The 18,196-nt window shown below is 64.4% G+C and carries 15 protein-coding genes; 10 read left to right on the top strand and 5 right to left on the bottom strand.

The window, feature by feature from the left end; translation table 11 throughout:
• Window position 1: 1 nt before the first annotated feature.
• From W7U_RS05815 to W7U_RS05795, 5 genes are all read left to right on the top strand, one after another.
• On the top strand, window positions 2-1,513 hold the full coding sequence (locus W7U_RS05815; protein ID WP_008255839.1) for an AAA family ATPase: 1,512 nt from the start codon (window positions 2-4) through the stop codon (window positions 1,511-1,513).
• An 11-nt stretch (window positions 1,514-1,524) separates the two neighbouring features.
• Entirely contained in the window at window positions 1,525-3,639 is a 2,115-nt protein-coding gene (locus tag W7U_RS05810; RefSeq protein WP_008255837.1) for a DNA methyltransferase, read from the top strand.
• A complete protein-coding gene (locus tag W7U_RS05805) occupies window positions 3,636-6,230 on the top strand; it encodes a DEAD/DEAH box helicase family protein (RefSeq protein ID WP_008255834.1) in 2,595 nt (864 codons plus the stop codon). The genes W7U_RS05810 and W7U_RS05805 overlap by 4 nt, the downstream gene beginning before the upstream one ends.
• A 293-nt stretch (window positions 6,231-6,523) precedes the next feature.
• The gene (locus W7U_RS25015; RefSeq protein ID WP_008255832.1) at window positions 6,524-7,255 is read left to right on the top strand and encodes an HAD family hydrolase; all 732 of its coding nucleotides are present in this window, start codon (window positions 6,524-6,526) and stop codon (window positions 7,253-7,255) included.
• Window positions 7,252-7,932, top strand: a complete 681-nt coding sequence (locus W7U_RS05795; protein ID WP_136244305.1) for a hypothetical protein — start codon at window positions 7,252-7,254, stop codon at window positions 7,930-7,932. The genes W7U_RS25015 and W7U_RS05795 overlap by 4 nt, the downstream gene beginning before the upstream one ends.
• A gap of 479 nt (window positions 7,933-8,411) precedes the next feature.
• Here the strand turns inward: W7U_RS05795 and W7U_RS05790 are convergent, their stop codons facing one another.
• The gene (locus W7U_RS05790; protein ID WP_036428771.1) at window positions 8,412-8,870 is read right to left on the bottom strand and encodes a VOC family protein; all 459 of its coding nucleotides are present in this window, start codon (window positions 8,868-8,870) and stop codon (window positions 8,412-8,414) included.
• Between the two features lie 158 nt (window positions 8,871-9,028).
• Between W7U_RS05790 and W7U_RS05785 the strand changes: the two genes are divergently transcribed.
• On the top strand, window positions 9,029-10,297 hold the full coding sequence (locus W7U_RS05785) for a cytochrome P450 (RefSeq protein ID WP_008255818.1): 1,269 nt from the start codon (window positions 9,029-9,031) through the stop codon (window positions 10,295-10,297).
• A gap of 4 nt (window positions 10,298-10,301) precedes the next feature.
• On the opposite strand, the gene W7U_RS05780 is transcribed toward W7U_RS05785, so the two are convergent.
• Window positions 10,302-10,898 carry a TetR/AcrR family transcriptional regulator gene (locus W7U_RS05780; RefSeq protein ID WP_008255810.1) on the bottom strand — a complete coding sequence of 199 codons (597 nt, stop codon included), beginning with the start codon at window positions 10,896-10,898 and terminating at the stop codon, window positions 10,302-10,304.
• Window positions 10,899-10,967: 69 nt separating this feature from the next.
• Between W7U_RS05780 and W7U_RS05775 the strand changes: the two genes are divergently transcribed.
• Window positions 10,968-11,459, top strand: a complete 492-nt coding sequence (locus W7U_RS05775) for a DUF1707 domain-containing protein (RefSeq protein ID WP_008255808.1) — start codon at window positions 10,968-10,970, stop codon at window positions 11,457-11,459.
• 73 nt (window positions 11,460-11,532) lie between these two features.
• On the opposite strand, the gene W7U_RS05770 is transcribed toward W7U_RS05775, so the two are convergent.
• Complete coding sequence (locus W7U_RS05770) at window positions 11,533-13,014, bottom strand: serine/threonine-protein kinase (RefSeq protein WP_008255806.1); 1,482 nt, start codon at window positions 13,012-13,014, stop codon at window positions 11,533-11,535.
• A gap of 187 nt (window positions 13,015-13,201) precedes the next feature.
• Between W7U_RS05770 and W7U_RS05765 the strand changes: the two genes are divergently transcribed.
• On the top strand, window positions 13,202-14,587 hold the full coding sequence (locus W7U_RS05765) for an FAD-linked oxidase C-terminal domain-containing protein (RefSeq protein ID WP_008255804.1): 1,386 nt from the start codon (window positions 13,202-13,204) through the stop codon (window positions 14,585-14,587).
• Window positions 14,588-14,790: 203 nt separating this feature from the next.
• Here the strand turns inward: W7U_RS05765 and W7U_RS05760 are convergent, their stop codons facing one another.
• A complete protein-coding gene (locus tag W7U_RS05760; RefSeq protein WP_008255802.1) occupies window positions 14,791-15,192 on the bottom strand; it encodes a nitroreductase family deazaflavin-dependent oxidoreductase in 402 nt (133 codons plus the stop codon).
• Between the two features lie 85 nt (window positions 15,193-15,277).
• Here W7U_RS05760 and W7U_RS05755 point away from each other — a divergent pair, with 85 nt between their 5' ends.
• Window positions 15,278-15,862, top strand: coding sequence for a TetR family transcriptional regulator (locus tag W7U_RS05755; RefSeq protein WP_008255800.1), 585 nt, complete (start codon window positions 15,278-15,280; stop codon window positions 15,860-15,862).
• A 236-nt stretch (window positions 15,863-16,098) separates the two neighbouring features.
• Here the strand turns inward: W7U_RS05755 and W7U_RS05750 are convergent, their stop codons facing one another.
• Window positions 16,099-16,764 (bottom strand): TetR/AcrR family transcriptional regulator, encoded by a 666-nt coding sequence (locus W7U_RS05750; RefSeq protein WP_008255797.1) that lies wholly within the window; start codon window positions 16,762-16,764, stop codon window positions 16,099-16,101.
• Between the two features lie 120 nt (window positions 16,765-16,884).
• On the opposite strand from W7U_RS05750, the gene W7U_RS05745 reads away from it, so the two are divergent.
• Window positions 16,885-18,195 (top strand): cytochrome P450, encoded by a 1,311-nt coding sequence (locus W7U_RS05745; protein WP_036428767.1) that lies wholly within the window; start codon window positions 16,885-16,887, stop codon window positions 18,193-18,195.
• The last annotated feature ends 1 nt before the right edge of the window (window position 18,196 follow it).

Genomic DNA, 18,196 nt, shown 5'->3' with positions numbered 1-18,196 from the left:
CGTGACACTCCAGTTCATTCAGCCCACGCCCAACACTGCCGACCGTATCCACCACGCCCAAGCGGCGGCGCGCAACGCGGCCGTCGCGAACGACGCCGCGAGCGTTCTCAACAACGCTTTGTCAGGCGTCGAACCGATCGACCGGCTGCTGGTACGAGCTGCCGCTGGCGCTGGGAAATCGTTCGTCCTCAAGCGGCTACTCGTCGACGCGGTTGCGCAGCCCAACTGCGCGCGGGTCGCAGTAACTGCGTTCACCAACAACCAAATCCACCCTCTGGCCGTGTCGCTCGGTAAATCCCTAGGCGCCGATCGGGTGTGCCTGTTTGTTGCCAAAGACAGGCTCGGCGACATTCCCAATGACGCACGGACCAACGCGACGATCGCGACAACTACCAGCACCATCCCAGTCGACTCGAAGGTCGTCATATCCACATGCCACAAACTAGGCGCACCGAGCGAACTCCGCCGAATGCGCGAACACTTCGGACCCGGATGGAATGGTGACGCTCCATTCGACGTCCTGTTTGTTGACGAGGCATGGCAGCTTCCCCACTATTTGTTTGACCGCGTCGCGAAGGCCGCGCCCGTAGCGGTCGGCGTGGGCGACGTTGGTCAGCTGCCGCCACTGGAGATCGGGGCCAACCCCTGGCGGGGCGACCCTCGCTACAACCCATATCGCGCATGGCCAACCGAGTTCGACGATGTCGACGATGCCCGCACCGTGTCTGTCGAGCTGCCAGCGGTCTGGCGTCCCGCCGCCGGGCACCTCGACCTATGGCGAGCGTTTTACCCTGACTGGGATGAGCTGAACTGTGTCGCCGCCCCGGGCGACCGCTCGCTGGTTGCCAAGGGCCTGACCGGCGAGACGGCCACCGTTTGGACGCAGGTCGGCACAGGCGTCCCTACACTGCTCGAGGTCGCCGGGCTACGCGACGCGGAGGCTCCCGACATCGACCTCCCGCTCATGGAGGTCGTCGAATCGCTTCTGGATGAACTGCTGTCGTCCGAATTCGCCTTAATACGCACCAACTACGACGACACCGGCGCTCCAACCGGTTCGACAACAACTCAACGTCCGGGCGACGGCTCCACCGACCCCCTCGTCGTGATCCTGGCAACGCGAAACCAAGCGGTCGATGACGCGACCGATGTGGTCGAGCGCCTACGCGAAAAGCACTTACTTGCCGCCAACGAGATCGTCGCCTCAACCGTTGACTCGTGGCAAGGGCAGACGAACGGAATCACGGTCGCCGTACACCCACTCAATGGTGCAACCGAGCTCGACGCGTTCCATTCGGCTTTCGGGCGTCTGGCTGTCACGTGCACACGGGCAACCCACGGATTACTCATGGTTTGCCGACCCGGCCTCATCGAGCTGCTGAACCAAGCACCTCCGCGGCCGGGCACCCCATTCGGCGAACCCGGCAACCGGCACCTGCCGCGCCAAACCCACCAACGCATCCTTGCCACGTTCGCGCGTGGCACGTTGACCATCGACCCGAGTAGCGACTAAGGAGTCACCAGTTGTCCCGGATCAACGACCTGATTCGCCAAGTTAACGAGAAGGACCCGTCGCTCGCCGCCGACCTGCAGCGCGAAGTCGCCGCGCTGGCCGACCGCCGCGCATTCGGCCTCAACTTTGAGCGCCATGTCCCCGAGGCAGTGGAGTTGCCGGGCCGTCGCGTTCGCCGCGGCGACAAGGTGCGCATCCTCCCGGCGCGCGGTTTACCTCCGAAAAAATCGGACGAAAAGCTTTGGCGTGTGGCCTCAATCGAGCGAGACGGCGATTGTCGGACTGCCGAACTCATTGCCCTAGCTGACGACACCGAGACGGCAACAGCCGCCCTCGAGGACCTCGTCGTAGTCGCCGAGTTCCGCGATCCGATCTACCCCGGTTTGGTGTCAACCGGCAAGATCGAGCGCGGCGGCGATAAGCCATACCACACGGTCATTAACGCCGAGAACTTTCACGCGCTGCAGTTACTTATGTTCACGCACCGCGGGAAAGTCGACTGCATCTACATCGACCCGCCATACAACACTGGCGCCCGCGATTGGAAGTACAACAACGACTACGTCGAAGCCGACGACCACTATCGTCACTCGAAATGGTTGGCATTTATGGAGCGGCGCCTAGTCCTCTCTCGGGACCTGTTGAACCCGTTGTCCTCTGCGCTGATTGTCACAATCGACGAACGTGAATACCTACGCCTCGGGCTCCTGCTTGAGCAGACGTTCCCAGAGGCGCGCATACAGATGGTGTCGTCCGTGATCAACCGCAAAGGGGTCGTTCGGACGAATGAACTTACGCGCACAAACGAGTTCATTTTTCTGGTCCTACTCGGTGACCAAAAACTCGTTGCCGAGCGGCAGCTTGCCAACGAGAAGGTCCGTTGGGCGAGTCTTCGGAGGTTCGAGGACTCATCGCGACGCAACGGTCCGCAGCCACGGCCCGATCAGTTTTACCCCATCTACGTTGGAGCCACGTCAGGCCGAATCGAAAATGTTGGAGCCTCAATACCGCTGGGGGTGGACCGATCGACCGTGGCAGACGTGGCCGGATGCCATACCATCTGGCCGCTAAAGCCCGACGGCACGGAGATGATTTGGGGTCTTACACCGGCGACACTGCGGAAGCGTCTTGCCGAGGGATTCGTAAAGGTCATCCGCGGGAAGAATGGCAAGCCACCAACCCTGTACTACCTAACCAGTGGCCAGGTGGCAGAGGTCGCGAGCGGTGAGCTCCTCGTTACTGGTCGCGACCCTGACGGGTCAGTTGTCGTCACATATGCGACTGGAAAGGCGTCGTTGCCAACCACTCAGTGGGACAAAGAGTCACACAATGCCCAGAGCAATGGCACGGGCCTCCTCTCGGCCATCATTCCGGGCCGGAAGTTCCCATACGCCAAATCTGTCTACGCGGTTGAAGACGCTTTGCGACTGGTGGTTGGTGCCACTCCAAACGCCGTGATAGTTGACTTCTTCTCGGGATCGGGCACAACCACGCATGCCGTCCTGCGTCTGAATAGGCAAGACGGCGGCCGACGCCAATCAATACTAGTAACAAATAACGAGGTCGCGGCCGACGAGCAAAAGACATTGCGCCAAAAAGGCGTCCGACCTGGCGACCCAGAGTGGGAACGCCGGGGCATATGCGAGTACGTCGCCAAACCCCGCATTAAGGCGGCCATCACCGGCAAGACCCCTGATGATGAGCCGATAAAAGGTCACTATGCATTCACCGATGAATTCCCGCTAGCCGAGGGTTTCGAGGCGAATGCCGAGTTCTTCACTCTCACTTACGAAGCGCCACTTCGTGTTGCCAGCAACCGGGAGTTCGAGCGAGTCGCCCCTCTCCTCTGGATGCGAGCCGGGTCGCGGGGCTCCCGGATCGACGATATCTCGAAGGGCTGGGACGTCGTGGAAGCGTACGGTGTTATAGCGGATTTCGACCACACCGACGAGTTCATGGACGCACTGGCCACCAAACCGGACGCGACGCATGCATTCGTTGTAACCGACGAGGATTGGCTGTTCGAGTCGGTGTGCCGCGACCTACCTGAGCACATCGAACCTGTCCGGCTGTACGAGGCGTACCTGCGCAACTTCGAGATCGAAGCGGGAAGGGGTGCCCGGTGAAGTTCACCCTGAAGGACTACCAAGCAGAGGGTGTTGAGGACGTCCTGCGCCGTCTGGAGCAAGCGCGCACGCTCTACCGCCGAGACGGACAAGAGACGTCGTTCACGCTCACTGCCACCACCGGCGCCGGCAAGACGGTCATGGCTGCTGCCGCGATCGAAGCTCTGTTCTACGGCAGCGACAACTTCGACTTCGCCGCTGACCCAGGCGCAGTCGTGATCTGGTTCTCCGACGACCCGAACCTGAACCAGCAGACCCGGTTTCGTCTGATGGAAGCGTCCGAGAAGCTCGTATCGTCCGACCTTGTTGTTATCGAGCCCCCCTTTTCCAAGCCCCAGCTCGACCCCGGCAAAGTATATTTTCTGAACACCGGCAAGCTGACGAAGAGCTCGCTCCTCACCCGCGGGCACGACCCCGACGCGCTGACAGGCGCACTGCCCGGCTTGGGCACCGACGCACCGCCGGACATGCAGGGGTGGACGATCTGGGAGACGATCGCGAACACCATCGCTAACGACGACCTGACTGTCTACCTGATCCTCGACGAGGCCCACCGGGGATTTAACACCAAGACCACGTCCGACAAACCGACCATTGTCAGGCGGCTGGTCAACGGCCACGCCGGGTTACCGCCGGTACCCATCGTGTGGGGCATCTCCGCCACGATCGAGAGGTTCCGAGAGGCGATGGACGCGGCCCACGCCGCGAAGAGCCGCCGCGCGTTGTCGGCTGTGACTGTTGAACCGGCTCGAGTTCAGGAGTCCGGGCTCGTGAAAGACACCGTCGTGCTGGATATCCCTGCTGAGGCGGGCAACTTCGATACTGTCCTTGTTCGTCGCGCCGCGAAGAAGCTACGCGCGTCGACCGAACGGTGGAACGAATATGTCCGGTCGCAAGGGTCGACGCAGCTGGTGCACCCGCTGCTCGTCCTTCAAGCACCTAACACACCTAACCCGGACGATCTCGGACGCGCTCTCGATGAGATCTTCCGCGAGTTCCCCGAATTCGGCGCCGAGCAGGTCCGCCACGTCCTAGGCGAACACTCGACGCAACAGTTCGGTTCGTGGGAGGTCCGGTACATCGAGCCCCAGCGGGTCGAAGACGCCACTCACGTGCGTGTGCTCATCGCCAAGGACGGCATCTCGACGGGTTGGGACTGTCCGCGCGCAGAAGTGCTGGTTTCGTTCCGGCCCGCGAAGGACCACACCCACATCACGCAACTGCTCGGTCGCATGGTGCGCAATCCGCTGGCGCGCCGGGTCCCAGGCGACGATCGACTCAACGCGGTCGACTGCATCCTGCCGTTCTTCGACCGCACCACGGCCGGCAACGTCGTGAAGCTCCTGACCGGTCAGTTGACCGAGATGCCGACGACCGGGCCGAAGGTACTGCTCGACGGCCGCGAGCTCGCCCCGAATCCGCACATCGGTATGGATGTTTGGGCATGCTGGGACGCGCTCCCCACCCTGACGGTACCGGCCCGCGGTGCGCGCCCTGTCAAGCGTCTGGTCGCGCTTGCCGAGGCGCTGTCTGGCGATGGTCTGCAGTCAGGCGCGCTGAGCCTAGTCGAGCAGGAGATGCGGACGATTCTCGACACCTACGCGACCAGGTACGCGCGGAAACTAGATGACGCGGAATTCGAGGTTCGTGCAGTGCGCGGGCAATCCATCACCGGCACCGTCGGGAAGTCAAAGCTGACGTACATCGACTTCGTCGAGCGGGCCGACGACCGGGCGATCAGAGTCGCGTTTGAGGACGCGCGCAAGGCATTTGGCGCCGATATAGCGCAGTCATATGTCAACCACCTCGCTCCAGACGACGAAGCGGACGACGACGGCCTCCGATCGGCGTACGTCAAGACGTCCGCGCTCGCCACCGTTCCGGACGTGCGGGAAAAGGTCGACGCCGAGGCGGACGAACTCGCCGACAGGTGGTTTGTCCAGCATCGAGTGTCGATTAAGGGCCTAACCGACGAGCGGCAGCAGGACTACGAGACGATTCGGGCACTTGCGACTGAGCCTCGCCGCGGTGAACTGGCTCGGCCGCGCCGAAGGATGGAGGACTATGCGACCACGGATGACGCGGGGCAGATCGGCGTGGCGCCTCTGGTCGGTAAGCACTTGATGTCCGATGCGGACGGGATGTTCCCCATCGGAACGCTGAATGATTGGGAGCGCGCGGTTGTGATTGCCGAAACCAAGCGGCCCGATTGCGTTGGCTGGTATCGCAATCCAGCCAGAGCCGCGGTTGATTCGCTTGGCGTCACTTACCGCGACGAAGTCGGGAACTGGCGGTCGATGCACCCAGACTTCCTATTCTTTAACGAGATCAACGGCGCGGTGAGGGCATCTATCGTCGATCCGCACGGCCACCACCTTGAAGACTCACTGGTGAAGCTGCAGGCGTTAGCCCGGTTTGCGCAGGAGTACGGCTGCGAATTCCACCGCATCGAGGCGCTCACGAAGATCGGCACCCACATGCGGGTGCTCGACCTGCAAAACGCAACTGTTCGAGAGGTGGTCATCCACGCCAAGGGATCCGTGCAGGCGCTATATGAATCAGACCTCGCGATGAACTATGAGCCGGCTTAGCGGATAAGCCAGTCAAATCAGGTCGCCACCGCCGAAAAAGCTCGTTATCGACGCCCACATTCGGAATAACGGTGCTTCTCAGAACCCCTCAGAGTGTTATGCGGCGGCGCAATCCACTCCTAATCTAAGCACACGGTTTCAGCCTGGACGGACTCTCTGCGGCGCGGGGCGCTGGCCATCCGGGACTGTGCTTCTGGCCACAGTGAACGCCGTCAAGAGTCTGCGCCAATTTCCCACCGCACCGGGGCAGTTCGACGGGAGCTTCTGTCGGAACCCTCTATTACCCTTGACCCATGTCGAGCAGGACATTAGCCGTCTTCGACGGAGACGACACACTGTGGGCAACCGAGCCCCTCTACGACCGTGCCCGAAGGCGCATCCGCACGCTTTTGTGCAGGTTCGGCATCGACGGGGCTCGATGGGAGCTAGTGGAGCGCAAGATCGATCTGGAACGCGTCGCGACTCAGGGTTTCGCGTGGCATCGGTTTCCGCGGTCTTGCTTGCTCGCGTTCGACGAGGTTGCGCCCCTCTGCGCGGAGCCCACAAAGTGGGCACTTAAATTGGTGATCTTTCTTATAGCGTTAGCAGTTTACTTGGAGCACCCATCGCTAATGCCCGATGCGAAAATCGTCCTGCAAGAGGCTGAACAGCGGTATGACCTTGTACTCCTTACCAAAGGTGAGCGATGGATTCAACACCGACGGATTCGCCAGTCGGGGCTTCGGCACTACTTCGACCGTTGTGTCGTCGTGCCTGCGAAGACCACCGAAACATTCACAGCCATCGCCAGGTTTCGGACTGGCCAACGGCTGGCGATTTCGGTTGGCAACAGTCTCCCGTCGGACATCGAACCGGCACTCTCGGCGGGATTTATCGGTGTCTACGTCGACGGCTACATGTGGGAGCACGAGCGACGCGAAACAAGCGCAACAAATGGACAAATAATGGTTGTTTCCGATCTTCGAGGAGCGCTCGAAGCAATCCGACGTATCACGGACACCCACTGGGCTAACTTGTTGCCATGACAACAAGGGTTCGCTGGCACCCCAACCGACCGCCCAAAATTGATACGCGGGACACTGGCGTCACCTTCGTCGATGTGCTCTTTGCACTCGTTGTGGGAAAGATCCTCGAGGTCAGCGTCGGCGGTCCCCTGCCCGCTGCTGCCATCAGCCACCTGTTTGTCGCTGCAGTGCTGACAATCGGAAGCTGGGTGGGCTACCACAACAGCGTGAACCGGGTGAATTACTTTCTCCGGTTCTGGAACTTCCCAACTCTCTTATTCTTGATCGACGTCCTTCTCGTGTATGACTACTGGCTGGTCCCCGTCATGACTGTCCACTACCGGATAGCTGGAAGTAGCTCTCCGCCAGAGGCATTTCGTTCGACAGCCCTCGTAACAGCCGCCGCTCTCCTATATATTGCTTGGGATTTTATCGCCCTGCGCATGCGCCGGTCTGGTAAGTACGAGGAACGCCCTGCCGACCAAGACGTTCCAGCTCGTCGATACGCGTCCATCGCGCTCTTCATCCTGACCGCGGCAACCTTAGCCGTCGTTTGCTGGAAACAGCCGCATACGGATGCGCCGGTAATCTTGGTCGACGGAATCTTGGTCGTACTACTGATTCTGTACCGAACTATTAAAGAAGGCCTAACGCCTGCCGACGCCCTTACGCCCGCCGGCTCGCGATCAACTAGTTAAACTGCACTGCCGTGGGTCGATGCCAGCTCGCCAAATCCTCCACTGACAGTAGCCGAGGTACGCTTCGTTTGACGCTGCGCCGCGACCCGCAACCGTGAATATGGACGTTCCACCAAATTGCTGCCAAGATGGCACGACGCCAGGCCCCATTTTCATCCAGAGGCTGTCACGGCTCACTCGAGGCGGTCCATATGACGGCACCAGGGAACTCGCTTTTGCGACCGATTGTGTAAGGCCCGCCTCACCACCTGCGAACATACCGGGACCATTTGAGTTCGACCTCTTTGCCTGCATGTCGCTTTATGTGCCAAATCACCACGGCCCGCAACTTGAGCACGGCAACCGCATCGCGATCGGCGGCCCCACCTACCAGTTGTTCGCGCCATCGCCTCTCCGAGTGACACCATCTCATCCGGCACCGAACAACATGGGCCTTCTCGGACCAGCCTGCGCCACACGGCAGCGGCGAAACGGGCAACCTAGTACGCAGGCCGCGCAGGCAACGCCTTCAACCAGCCATCCGAAAGCAACTCAAGCAACTGCCCATCCGGATCCCGAATCATCGCCGCGCCGGCCGACACTGACGAATCGACCACCGCTCCCCCGAACTCCGCCACCTGAGCCAGCACACCCGGAAGATCCGACACTGACAACGAGATGTGCGTCAGGCCGATCTGGTCCATCGCCCGCTCCGTGCCGGCATGAACCTGACGCTTCGAGTAGTCCATCAGCTCGAGCACGAACCCGTCGCGCACCAGATAGGTCGCGTGCACGCCGAGCGGCTCGGGCAGTCCGACCAGCTGCGACGTCGCATCATCGGGCGGGTCGAGCTCCCACCAGAACTGGAACCCCAGCAGACCCTCGTAGAAGCGGCGCGACCGCTCGCGATCCGTGACGCACAACCCAACGTGATTGAAAACCGTTCGATGACTTCTCAACCCAACCTCCGCAGCAAGTCAGACCCCAGACGAATGCAATCGCTACCGGCCTTTAACCAAGCTTCTCCACGCCACGCGAAAGCGTAATAATGCAAAGATAAACCAATAAGCGCCCGTCACCGCCAACTAAGCAGACCGCTTCCGTGGGAGAGCTTTCGATGGTCACACGCCCGAAGGTCCGGCCCGACGCCACCGTCGACTTCGACCATCACTCCGACGCGTTCAACCTCAACGAGCTGGCCGTCAATGCCGAACTGCGGCAACGATGTCCAGTCGCCTGGAACGAGAACTACGACGGCTTCTGGTACCTCAGCAGCTACGACGCCGTCAGCCACACGGCCCGCGACGGCGACACCTTCGCCCACAAATACGAACCCAACGCCCCCGACGGCGTCGACTACCAGGGCGAGATGGGCGTCCCGCGCCCCGACGGCCAACCGGCCCTGGGCATCGGCGAGGTCGACGGCCCCTACCACCAAGCCCTCCGCCACGCGCTGGCCCCGTTCTTCTCCCCCGGCGCCGTCGAGAAACTCAAACCGTTCATGGAGCAGTCCGCGCACTGGTTCCTCGACCAACACATCACAACAGGGCAGATGGACCTGGTGCTCGACTACGCCAGCCCGGTCCCGGCCATCCTGACCATGAAGCTGATGGGCCTGCCCTACGACAATTGGCACTTGTACGCCAACCTCTTTCACTCCGTCATGGCCGTCCCCCAAGACAGCGACGAGTACGCCGACGCGATCGCCAAAGTCCCCGCCATGATGCAAGAAGTCATCGAATTCGCCACGGCCAGACGCAGCAACCCCGAAGACGACCTGACCAGCTTCCTGCTGCAATTCGAATTCGACGGCCACCGCCTCACCGACGAGCAGCTGCTCAACATCCTGTGGAACCTCATCGGCGGCGGCGTCGACACCACCACCTCACAAACCGCACTGACCCTAAGGCACCTGGGCACTCACCCCGACCTCAGACAGCAACTCATCGACCATCCCGAGCTCTACCGCACCGCCACCGACGAATTCCTGCGCTACTTCTCGGTCAACCAAACCCTCAGCCGCACAGTCACTCACGACGTCGTCCTCGGCGGCCAATGCCTGAGAAAGAACGACCGGGTCGTCCTTAGCTGGCTCTCGGCCAACCACGACGAAACCGAGTTCGACCGACCCGACGAGATCATCCTCGACCGCGCGCCCAACCGCCACGTCGCATTCGGCCTCGGCCCGCACCGCTGCATCGGATCGCATCTCGCCCGGCTGATGTCGGCAGTGATGGTCAAGGCCGTCCTCGACCGCATCCCCGACTATGAAGTCGACGTCGAAAACGTCCACCAGTACCTGGGCAACCCGAGCATGACTGGGCTGGGCAAGCTTCCGGTCACCTTCACCCCGGGACCCAGCCGGGAAACAGAACGGCCCTGGTGAGCACTCAAAGCACTTGCGCCACAACGCCCGCGACCAGCTCGTCGGGAGCCTCCACGATCCCCACCGCCTGCAGTTGCCCGCCGATCGCAAGCGTCGCGATGCCGTGCACCAGCGACCAGAGCGGCCCGGCCACCTCGCGGGGATCCTGAGCCGCGACGATCCCGGCCTCCTGGCACCGGGTGATCGCGTCGAGCAGGTCCCCGAACGCCTGCTCGCCGGCTATCGCAAGGCCCTGCTCGGCCTTCAGCGACGCCCCGAACATCACCTGATAGTGATCGGGATGGGCGATGGCCCACCGCACGTAGGCCCGCCCGAGCTCCGTCACCCGTTCCTTCGGATCCGACACGCGATCGGCCGCCGCGGCCAACTCGGCGTGCAGTTCGCGGAATCCCTGTTCGGCGACCGAGGCCAGCAGCTCGGCCTTGTCGGCGAAGTGCCGGTACGGCGCCGCGGCGCTGACCCCGGCGCGGCGCGCCGCCTCCGTGAGGGTGAACCCTTTCGGCCCCTTCTCGGCCACTAGCGACAGCGCGGCGCTGGTGAGCGCGCGCTTGAGATCACCGTGGTGATAGCTCTCCCGCCGGCGCAAGGTCGACCGCTTCACAGCCATGTTGACGACATTAACATTAAGGTCTATGTTAATGACATTCACATCGGCGACCAAGGAGACGACATGACGAATCTGCTTGACACCACATCCACGCTCGCCGGCACCCGCGACCGGGAGCGCACGGCCGACCTGCTCGGTCAGGCCCTCGCCCAGGGCTACCTGCAGATCGACGAGTACGACCGACGGCTACAAGCCGCTTTCCAGACGCAGACCGACCACGAACTCCGCGAACTGCTCGCCGACCTGCCGGTCAATCGCATCCGGCGCGACGATCCCCGCCGGCGCGCCGCTCGCGTCGCCGCGGCCCGTCGCGGCGTGCGCGCCCACCTCGCCGCGTACCTGGCCATGGTCGTCGTCGTGCTCACCGTCTGGGCGGCCGTCGCCCTGACGACCGGCGCGACCTATTTCTGGCCGATCTGGCCCATCCTGGGTGCGGGCATCGGGCTCGCCAGCCACGCCGTGTCGATACCGCGGCTCAAGCAGAGCCGTTGGCAACCAACGCTTTCGGCCGTGCTTGCACCGGGATTGTGTGCAAACCGCTATCACATCCGCTAGCGCGTTCGAAAGACATGTGCCACCCTGCGCGTTGGCACGGCCGGGTATGCCGAAGAGGTTGCCTTCCCAGTGATTACGACGCCGTCGCGTACTGCAGGACGGGTTCCGACGAATCGACGTGCCCGTAGCTGATGATCCGCAGCCGGTGCGGGCGGACCTCGTAGACGACGCCGTCGACCGGATTGGTGACGTCGAATCCGTCCTCGACGGGCTTGGCGTTGGAAAGCTCGATGTGGGCGCCATCGCGAATCCGCTCGCCGCGGTAATAGTAAGTCCCGCTGAGGTTTTGACACACCACCGCCAGCGACTTGGCGGTGCGCACCACGGCGGCCGGCGGGTTGCCGGGGTCGCAGCGGGCCGTCTCGCCGACGAACCCGAGCCCGTCGGCGCCCTTCACCGGACGCGACAACGTCGGCGTCAGCGGCGGCGGTGAGCTCGACGGCGCGGGAGGTGCGGCCGCTCGCGCTGACGACGGCCCCGGGGAGGCCGAACTGTTGTGATGAGTGCCGACAACGGATTTCACCGACAACACCAGGCCGGCGATCAGCAGCACCGTCGCCACCGCTGTCACCACGAGCGGCGCGTGGCCTACCATCAGTCGGCGCGCGGGCCGCGGCGACGCAGGGGGCGGCTCGGGGGCGTCGCCGTCGGGGCCGGTATCCGGAAGCGCCACCGCCGGGAACGGACGGGTGCGCGGGAGCGGGAGCTGGCCGGCCCCAACGGAAACCGGCTCGTACGCCGCGAACACCGCTTCGCTGGCGGCCCGGGCCAATGCGCCGGCCGAATCAAATCGCGCCGTGCGCTGTTTGGCCATGCCTCGGGTGATGATGTCGTCGTAGTCCCGGCCGACGCCGCGGCGCATGATGCTGGGCCTCGGCGCCGGCGACAGCAGGTGCGCGCTCTTCAGCTCCCCCGCGTCCTCGGTCTCGAACGGCGGCTGCCCGGTGAGGCACTCGTAGAGCACACATGCCAAGGAGTAGACGTCGGTCTGCGACCCGATGCGTCCGGTGGTGAATCGCTCGGGCGCCATGTACGTGCGCGAAAGGGACTCGTCCCCGGCGGCTTCGGCGATGCCGAAGTCGGCCAGGTAGGTGAAGTGATCGTGGGTGAGCAGAATGTTTTCGGGTTTGACGTCGAGGTGCACCAGCCCGGCGGCGTGGGCGGCGTCCAGGGCGCGCGCCACCTGGGCGGTGATCGATGCCGCGCGCGAGGGCTCCAGCGCGCCCTGCTCGCGCAGCAGGTCCTTGAGGCTGCCCCCGTCGTCGACCAGATGCATGTCGATGAACGGCACCCCGTCGATCTCGCCGAAGTCATGCAGCGGCAGGACGTGGGGCTCCTGCAGTCGCGTCACCTTGCGGCATTCGCGCCAAAGTCGTTGCTGGAAGCCAGGGTCCGCGGCCGTCTCGCCACGTAATAGCTTGAGCGCGACCATCCGGTCCTTAACCGTGTCGTAGGCCCGATAGACCTCGCCCAGTCCCCCGGCACCGATCAGTGATCGCAGCTCATACGGCCCGAACCGGGTACCGAGCCGCGAACCGCGGGACGAGGAGGCCACTGCGCAATCCTTTCGCAACGTCGAAGACAGTCCAGCCCGCGTGTTCCCGAATCGGGCGTCGACATAACGTGCGCAGGCTCACGCGTGTCGCAACCGCGCGGCAGCGCCGCCCGCAACTACGGTGCGCCGCCGTCCCCCACACCCCGATACAGTGAGTGGCTGTCCGACGGGAGAAGGTGGGCCTTCGATGACCGACATGACAACGCGGTTCGCGGCGATCGTCGGCGCGCACCACATCCTAACGGGCGACGCCATCTCCGACGACTACGCACACGACGAGGTGCTGACCAAGCCCCCGCAACGACCCGCGTACCTGGCCAAGCCCGCGACCGCCGACGAGCTGGCACAACTGCTCAGGGCCGCCACGGAAAACCACGTGCCGGTGACGGCCCGCGGCTCGGGAACCGGCCTGTCGGGCGCGGCGATCCCCCGCGCCGACGGCCTGCTGATCTCGTTCGAGCGCATGAACGCCGTGCTCGAGGTCGACGTCACCAACCAGGTCGCCGTCGTCCAGCCCGGCGTGACGCTCACCGAACTGGACGCCGCGACCGCCGGCACGGGGCTGCGGTACATGGTCCACCCCGGCGAGCTGTCCTCCAGCGTCGGCGGCAACGTCGGCACCAACGCCGGCGGCATGCGCGCGGTCAAGTACGGCATCGCCCGCCACAACGTGCTCGGCTTGCAGGCGGCGCTGCCCACCGGCGAGATCATCCGCACCGGCGGCAAGATCGCCAAGGTCTCCACCGGCTACGACCTGACCCAGCTCATCGTCGGCTCCGAGGGCACCCTGGCGCTGGCCACCGAGGTGATCGTCAAGCTGCATCCCCGCCTGGACCACACCGCCACCGTGCTCGCGCCGTTCGCCGACTTCGACCAGGTCATGCAGGCCGTGCCGAAGATCCTCGCCAGCGGCCTGGCACCCTACATCCTGGAATACATCGACAACGTGACGATGGCCGCGCTGGTCCATACCCAGAACCTGGAGCTCGGCGTTCCCGACGACGTCCGCGACAGCTGCCAGGCCTATCTCGTTGTGGCGCTCGAGAACCGGACCGTGGATCGGCTGGACGAGGATGTCGAGACGACGGGTGAGCTGCTCGCTGAGCTGGGTGCCGTCGACGCCTATGTGCTCGACGGCGGCGCGGCGCGCAAGCTGATCGAGGCACGCGAGAAGGCGTTTTGGACGCTCAAGGCGGTGGGCGCCGACGACCTCATCGACGCCGTCGTGCCGCGCGGCGCGATGCCGAAGTTCCTGTCCACCGCGCGCGAATTGGCGACGGCGGCCGGCGGTGCCGCGGCGGGGTGCGGGCACGCCGGCGACGGCAACGTGCACCTGGCCATCTTCTGCCCGGACCCCGCGACGCGGAAGAAGCTGTTGACCGACATCTTCGCGCTGGCAATGGAATTGGGCGGGGCGATCTCCGGCGAGCACGGCCTCGGCCGCGCCAAGGCCCCGTACTTCGTCGAACTCGAGGATCCCGTCAAGGTGGACCTGATGCGCCGCATCAAGGCCGGCTTCGACCCGGCCGGGATCCTCAACCCCGACGTCGTATTCGCTTCGGGCGACGCGTAATCCGCCAGACGCCCTAGCCGACCAGCACGTCGTCAAGCGCCCGCAGGGCCGCCGCGGCGCGCCCGATGCCATACTCGGCGCAGAAGCGAATCACGTCACGGACGTCGTCCCCGGCAGCCCGAACGTGAACGCGGCCACCTCCAGTCCGAGCTTTTCGAATTGCGGATCCAGCTCCCCCAGCGGGCTGCTCGGTAGGTCCATCGTCAACGCGCCGTTGCCAATTGGCTCACGATGTCGAGGCGGAGGAACTCCGGCGCCTTGATCACCTTGCGCAGCATGAACCGGATGAACGCCGGCATGTCGGTGGCGTCCTCGTCGCGGAACACGACCGGGGCGCCGAGCTGATACCGCCGGCGCCGGGTCTGCAGTTCGCAGCCCCCCGCGGCCAGAACGTTGCGCACCCAATCGGTTTCGGGGCCGTATGTCAGCGCGATCACAAATCCGTTGTGGCGGCGGAAAGCCCACAGCGGGGTGCGGAAGGTGCGCCCCGATTTGCGTCCGCGATGGACGACGATAGCCCATCCCGGCGCCCACGGGGCGATGTACTTGGTGAACCGATTGAGGCCGATCTTGTTGGCCCGGGCAACCCATCGCGGTGCTGGCATCTCCTTAACTCCTCACTTGGGGAATTTATGGATCCAGGCTAACGCTGCAGCATCCGGAAGTCAACGACTGTAGAATTTCCGGATTGTGCCCCCCATTGGACGACGCCCGGGCAACCCCGACACCCGGAACGACATCGTGGCGACCGCTCGACGGCTGTTCGCCGAGTCGGGATACGACAAGACCTCGGTCCGCGACATCGCCGCCGGCGCCGGCGTCGATCCGGCGCTGATCCGGCACTATTTCGGCAGCAAGGCCGAGCTGTTCCGGTCCACCATGGGGTGGCCGTTCGACCCGGCCGAGATCAGCGCGCGCATCGCCGGCGGCGATCGCGAGGAAATCGGCGCGCGCCTGACGCGGGTGTTCTTCGAAGCATGGGAGCGGCCGGACTCGCGCGCTTCCCTACTGGCAATCCTGCGGGGCGCCGCCACCCACGACGAGTCGGCCGCCCTGGTGCGTCAGTTCATTCAGGGCCAGCTGTATCCGCAGATGGCCAAACTGCTGACGGGATCGGATGCACAACTGCGTGTCGATCTGGCCATGGGCCAACTCCTGGGCATCGCCTACTTGCGCCACGTCCTGCAGGTCGAACCGATCGCGTCCGCTCCAGTGGACGAACTCATCGCGCGGGTCACCCCGATCGTCACCGCCCATCTCACGCCGCGGGGTTAGACGACCTCGGGACGTCGCGGGCCGGTGATCCGGGGCCGACGCGGGGCGGTATTCCGGTGCGACGCCGGGCGGTATTCCGGTGCCACCGCGGTCCGGACGACCATACGAAGTGCCCACCTCCGAGCGACAACACACTGCCGCGCATCGCGATTGTCGCTCGGAGGTGGGCAAAAGATATGCCGTCTCGCGGAGAGACGAAAGTGGCGCATGTGACTCACCGGGCCACCGACAGCCGACTAGCTCGGCCCGGTGACCATCGGCATCAGGTAGTTGCGCACGTAGGTGCGGGTGTCGTCAATGGTGGCCAGGTTGATGCCGGTGTGCGGGGTGACGATGAATGACAGCGTCAGCCGGGTGTGCAGTTCGGCGACGGTGCGCAGGTGGCGCTCCTGAGCCGCCGTGGTTTTCGAAGCGCCGTAGAGCGCGGCGCGCAGCAGCCCCATGGCGTGCTCGGTGGCGAAGTCGAGAATGGCGCCCGCGTCGATAGTCAGGCTGGGCAGAATCGTTTCGGGCTCGGTGCGGAGCAGCTTCTTGAGCAAGGCGTGTTCGCGCATGAACGTCACCGAGAACAGCGTGCTGTAGACCATGCGCTCTTCGAGTGTCGTGCCACGCGCCCAGGCCTGCGCGTCGCCCTCGAGGAAGCGGCGCGCCTCGGCCAGCACGACGGCATCGACGAGCGCCGCCTTGGTCGGGAACCGCCGATACAGGGTGGCGCGCCCGACGCCGCTGCGCCGCGCGACATCTTCCATGGTGGTTCGGCGCATCCCCACCAGCTCGGCCTGTTCGGCGGTGGCGGCCAGGATGCGGGCGGTGATCTCGTCGGGGTTGTCGACCTGCGCAAGCACGACGGGATCGGGCTCGGTGAGTCGCCGCACGAACTCCGCCGTTCGCGTCGAGGTCACGAATCCCTCCTTGCCCGCTCGTCGCGGTCGTCGTATCGTAGCGATCGGAACATGCGAGACATTTAGGGTCTCATTGTATCGCAAGGTGCAAGCGGGGTTGAGATTCCGGGAGGGATCCGTATGCGTGTCGGACTCAGGGCCCGGTGGGCGGCCATGCACGGCGTGCCGCGGGCGTACTTCGCCGTTCAGGCCCGCCGCGGCGACCCCCTGGCGCGGCTGCTGCGCAGCGGAACGGCCGATGACCGCTATGCGCTGATGGAGCAGATCCGGGCGCGCGGACGCGTGGTGCGCTCCCCGTACGTGTGGGCCAGTGTCGACCATGCCGTGTGTCGACAAATTCTGCGGGACAAGCGCTTTGGTGTCACCGCGCCCAGCGAGATGGAATTGCCCCGCCCGCTGAAGGCGCTCATCGCCAAAACCGACCCCGGCGTGGCCAACCCGGTCGAACCACCCGCGATGGTGATCGTGAATCCGCCCGATCACACCCGCTACCGGCAACTGGTGGCGCAAAGCTTCACCCCGCGCGCGATCGACTCACTGGACACCCGGGTCGCCGAAGTGACGATGGAGTTGATCGAGCGCATCGCCGCCACAACGCAGCCCGATTTGATCGCCGACTTCGCGATGCAACTGCCGGTCGCTATTATCGCCGAAATCCTTGGCCTGCCGCCTGATTCGTATCCGCGCATGCTGGGGTGGGGCCGCAGCGGTTCCCCGCTGCTGGACATCGGGATCGACTGGAAGACGTACCGCGACGCCATCGACGGGCTGCGCGGCGCCGACGATTACCTGCTCGAGCACCTCCACAGACTGCGCGCCGGCCAGCAGAGCGACAATCCGTTCGGCCGCATGGCCGCCGACGGCTCGCTGACCGACCGCGAACTCACCGCCAACGCCGCGCTGATCGTCGGCGCGGGCTTCGAGACGACGGTGAACCTGATCGGCAACGGCATCGTGCTGTTGCTGCAGCACCCCGAGCAGTTGGCCCTGCTGCACGACAATCCGGACCTGTGGCCGTCCGCGGTCGAGGAGATCCTGCGGTTCGCCAGTCCGGTTCAGATGACCGCGCGCACCCCGAACTGCGACGTCGAAATCGCTGGCGCCCACATCGCGTCCGGCGACATGGTCGGACTGTTCCTCGGCGGCGCCAACCGCGACCCGAAGGTGTTCACCGAGCCAACGACTTTCGATATCACCCGGGCCAACGCGCGCGACCACCTCGCGTTCGCATCCGGCATCCACGCCTGCCTCGGTGCCGCCCTGGCCCGCATCGAGGGAGCGACCGCCCTGCGCGCACTGTTCGAGAGTTTTCCCGATCTGCGCCTGACGGCTCCCCCACAACCGCGAGGGCTGATCAACTTGCACGGATACACCCGGCTGCCGGCCCAACTCGGCGGTCGCAGAACGACTTCCGCCAAACTCCCCGTCTAAA

It is taken from the genome of Mycobacterium sp. H4Y, assembly GCF_000364405.1.
Classification (GTDB): domain Bacteria; phylum Actinomycetota; class Actinomycetes; order Mycobacteriales; family Mycobacteriaceae; genus Mycobacterium; species Mycobacterium intracellulare.
This window is presented reverse-complemented; position numbering and strand designations above follow the sequence as displayed.

Coding starts and splice junctions, on each gene's coding strand:
- W7U_RS05760 (WP_008255802.1), bottom strand. CDS start 15,192: ATGCCAGCACCGCGATGGGTTGCCCGGGCCAACAAGATCGGCCTCAAT.
- W7U_RS05775 (WP_008255808.1), top strand. CDS start 10,968: ATGACGAATCTGCTTGACACCACATCCACGCTCGCCGGCACCCGCGAC.
- W7U_RS05745 (WP_036428767.1), top strand. CDS start 16,885: ATGCGTGTCGGACTCAGGGCCCGGTGGGCGGCCATGCACGGCGTGCCG.
- W7U_RS05785 (WP_008255818.1), top strand. CDS start 9,029: ATGGTCACACGCCCGAAGGTCCGGCCCGACGCCACCGTCGACTTCGAC.
- W7U_RS05795 (WP_136244305.1), top strand. CDS start 7,252: ATGACAACAAGGGTTCGCTGGCACCCCAACCGACCGCCCAAAATTGAT.
- W7U_RS25015 (WP_008255832.1), top strand. CDS start 6,524: ATGTCGAGCAGGACATTAGCCGTCTTCGACGGAGACGACACACTGTGG.
- W7U_RS05765 (WP_008255804.1), top strand. CDS start 13,202: ATGACCGACATGACAACGCGGTTCGCGGCGATCGTCGGCGCGCACCAC.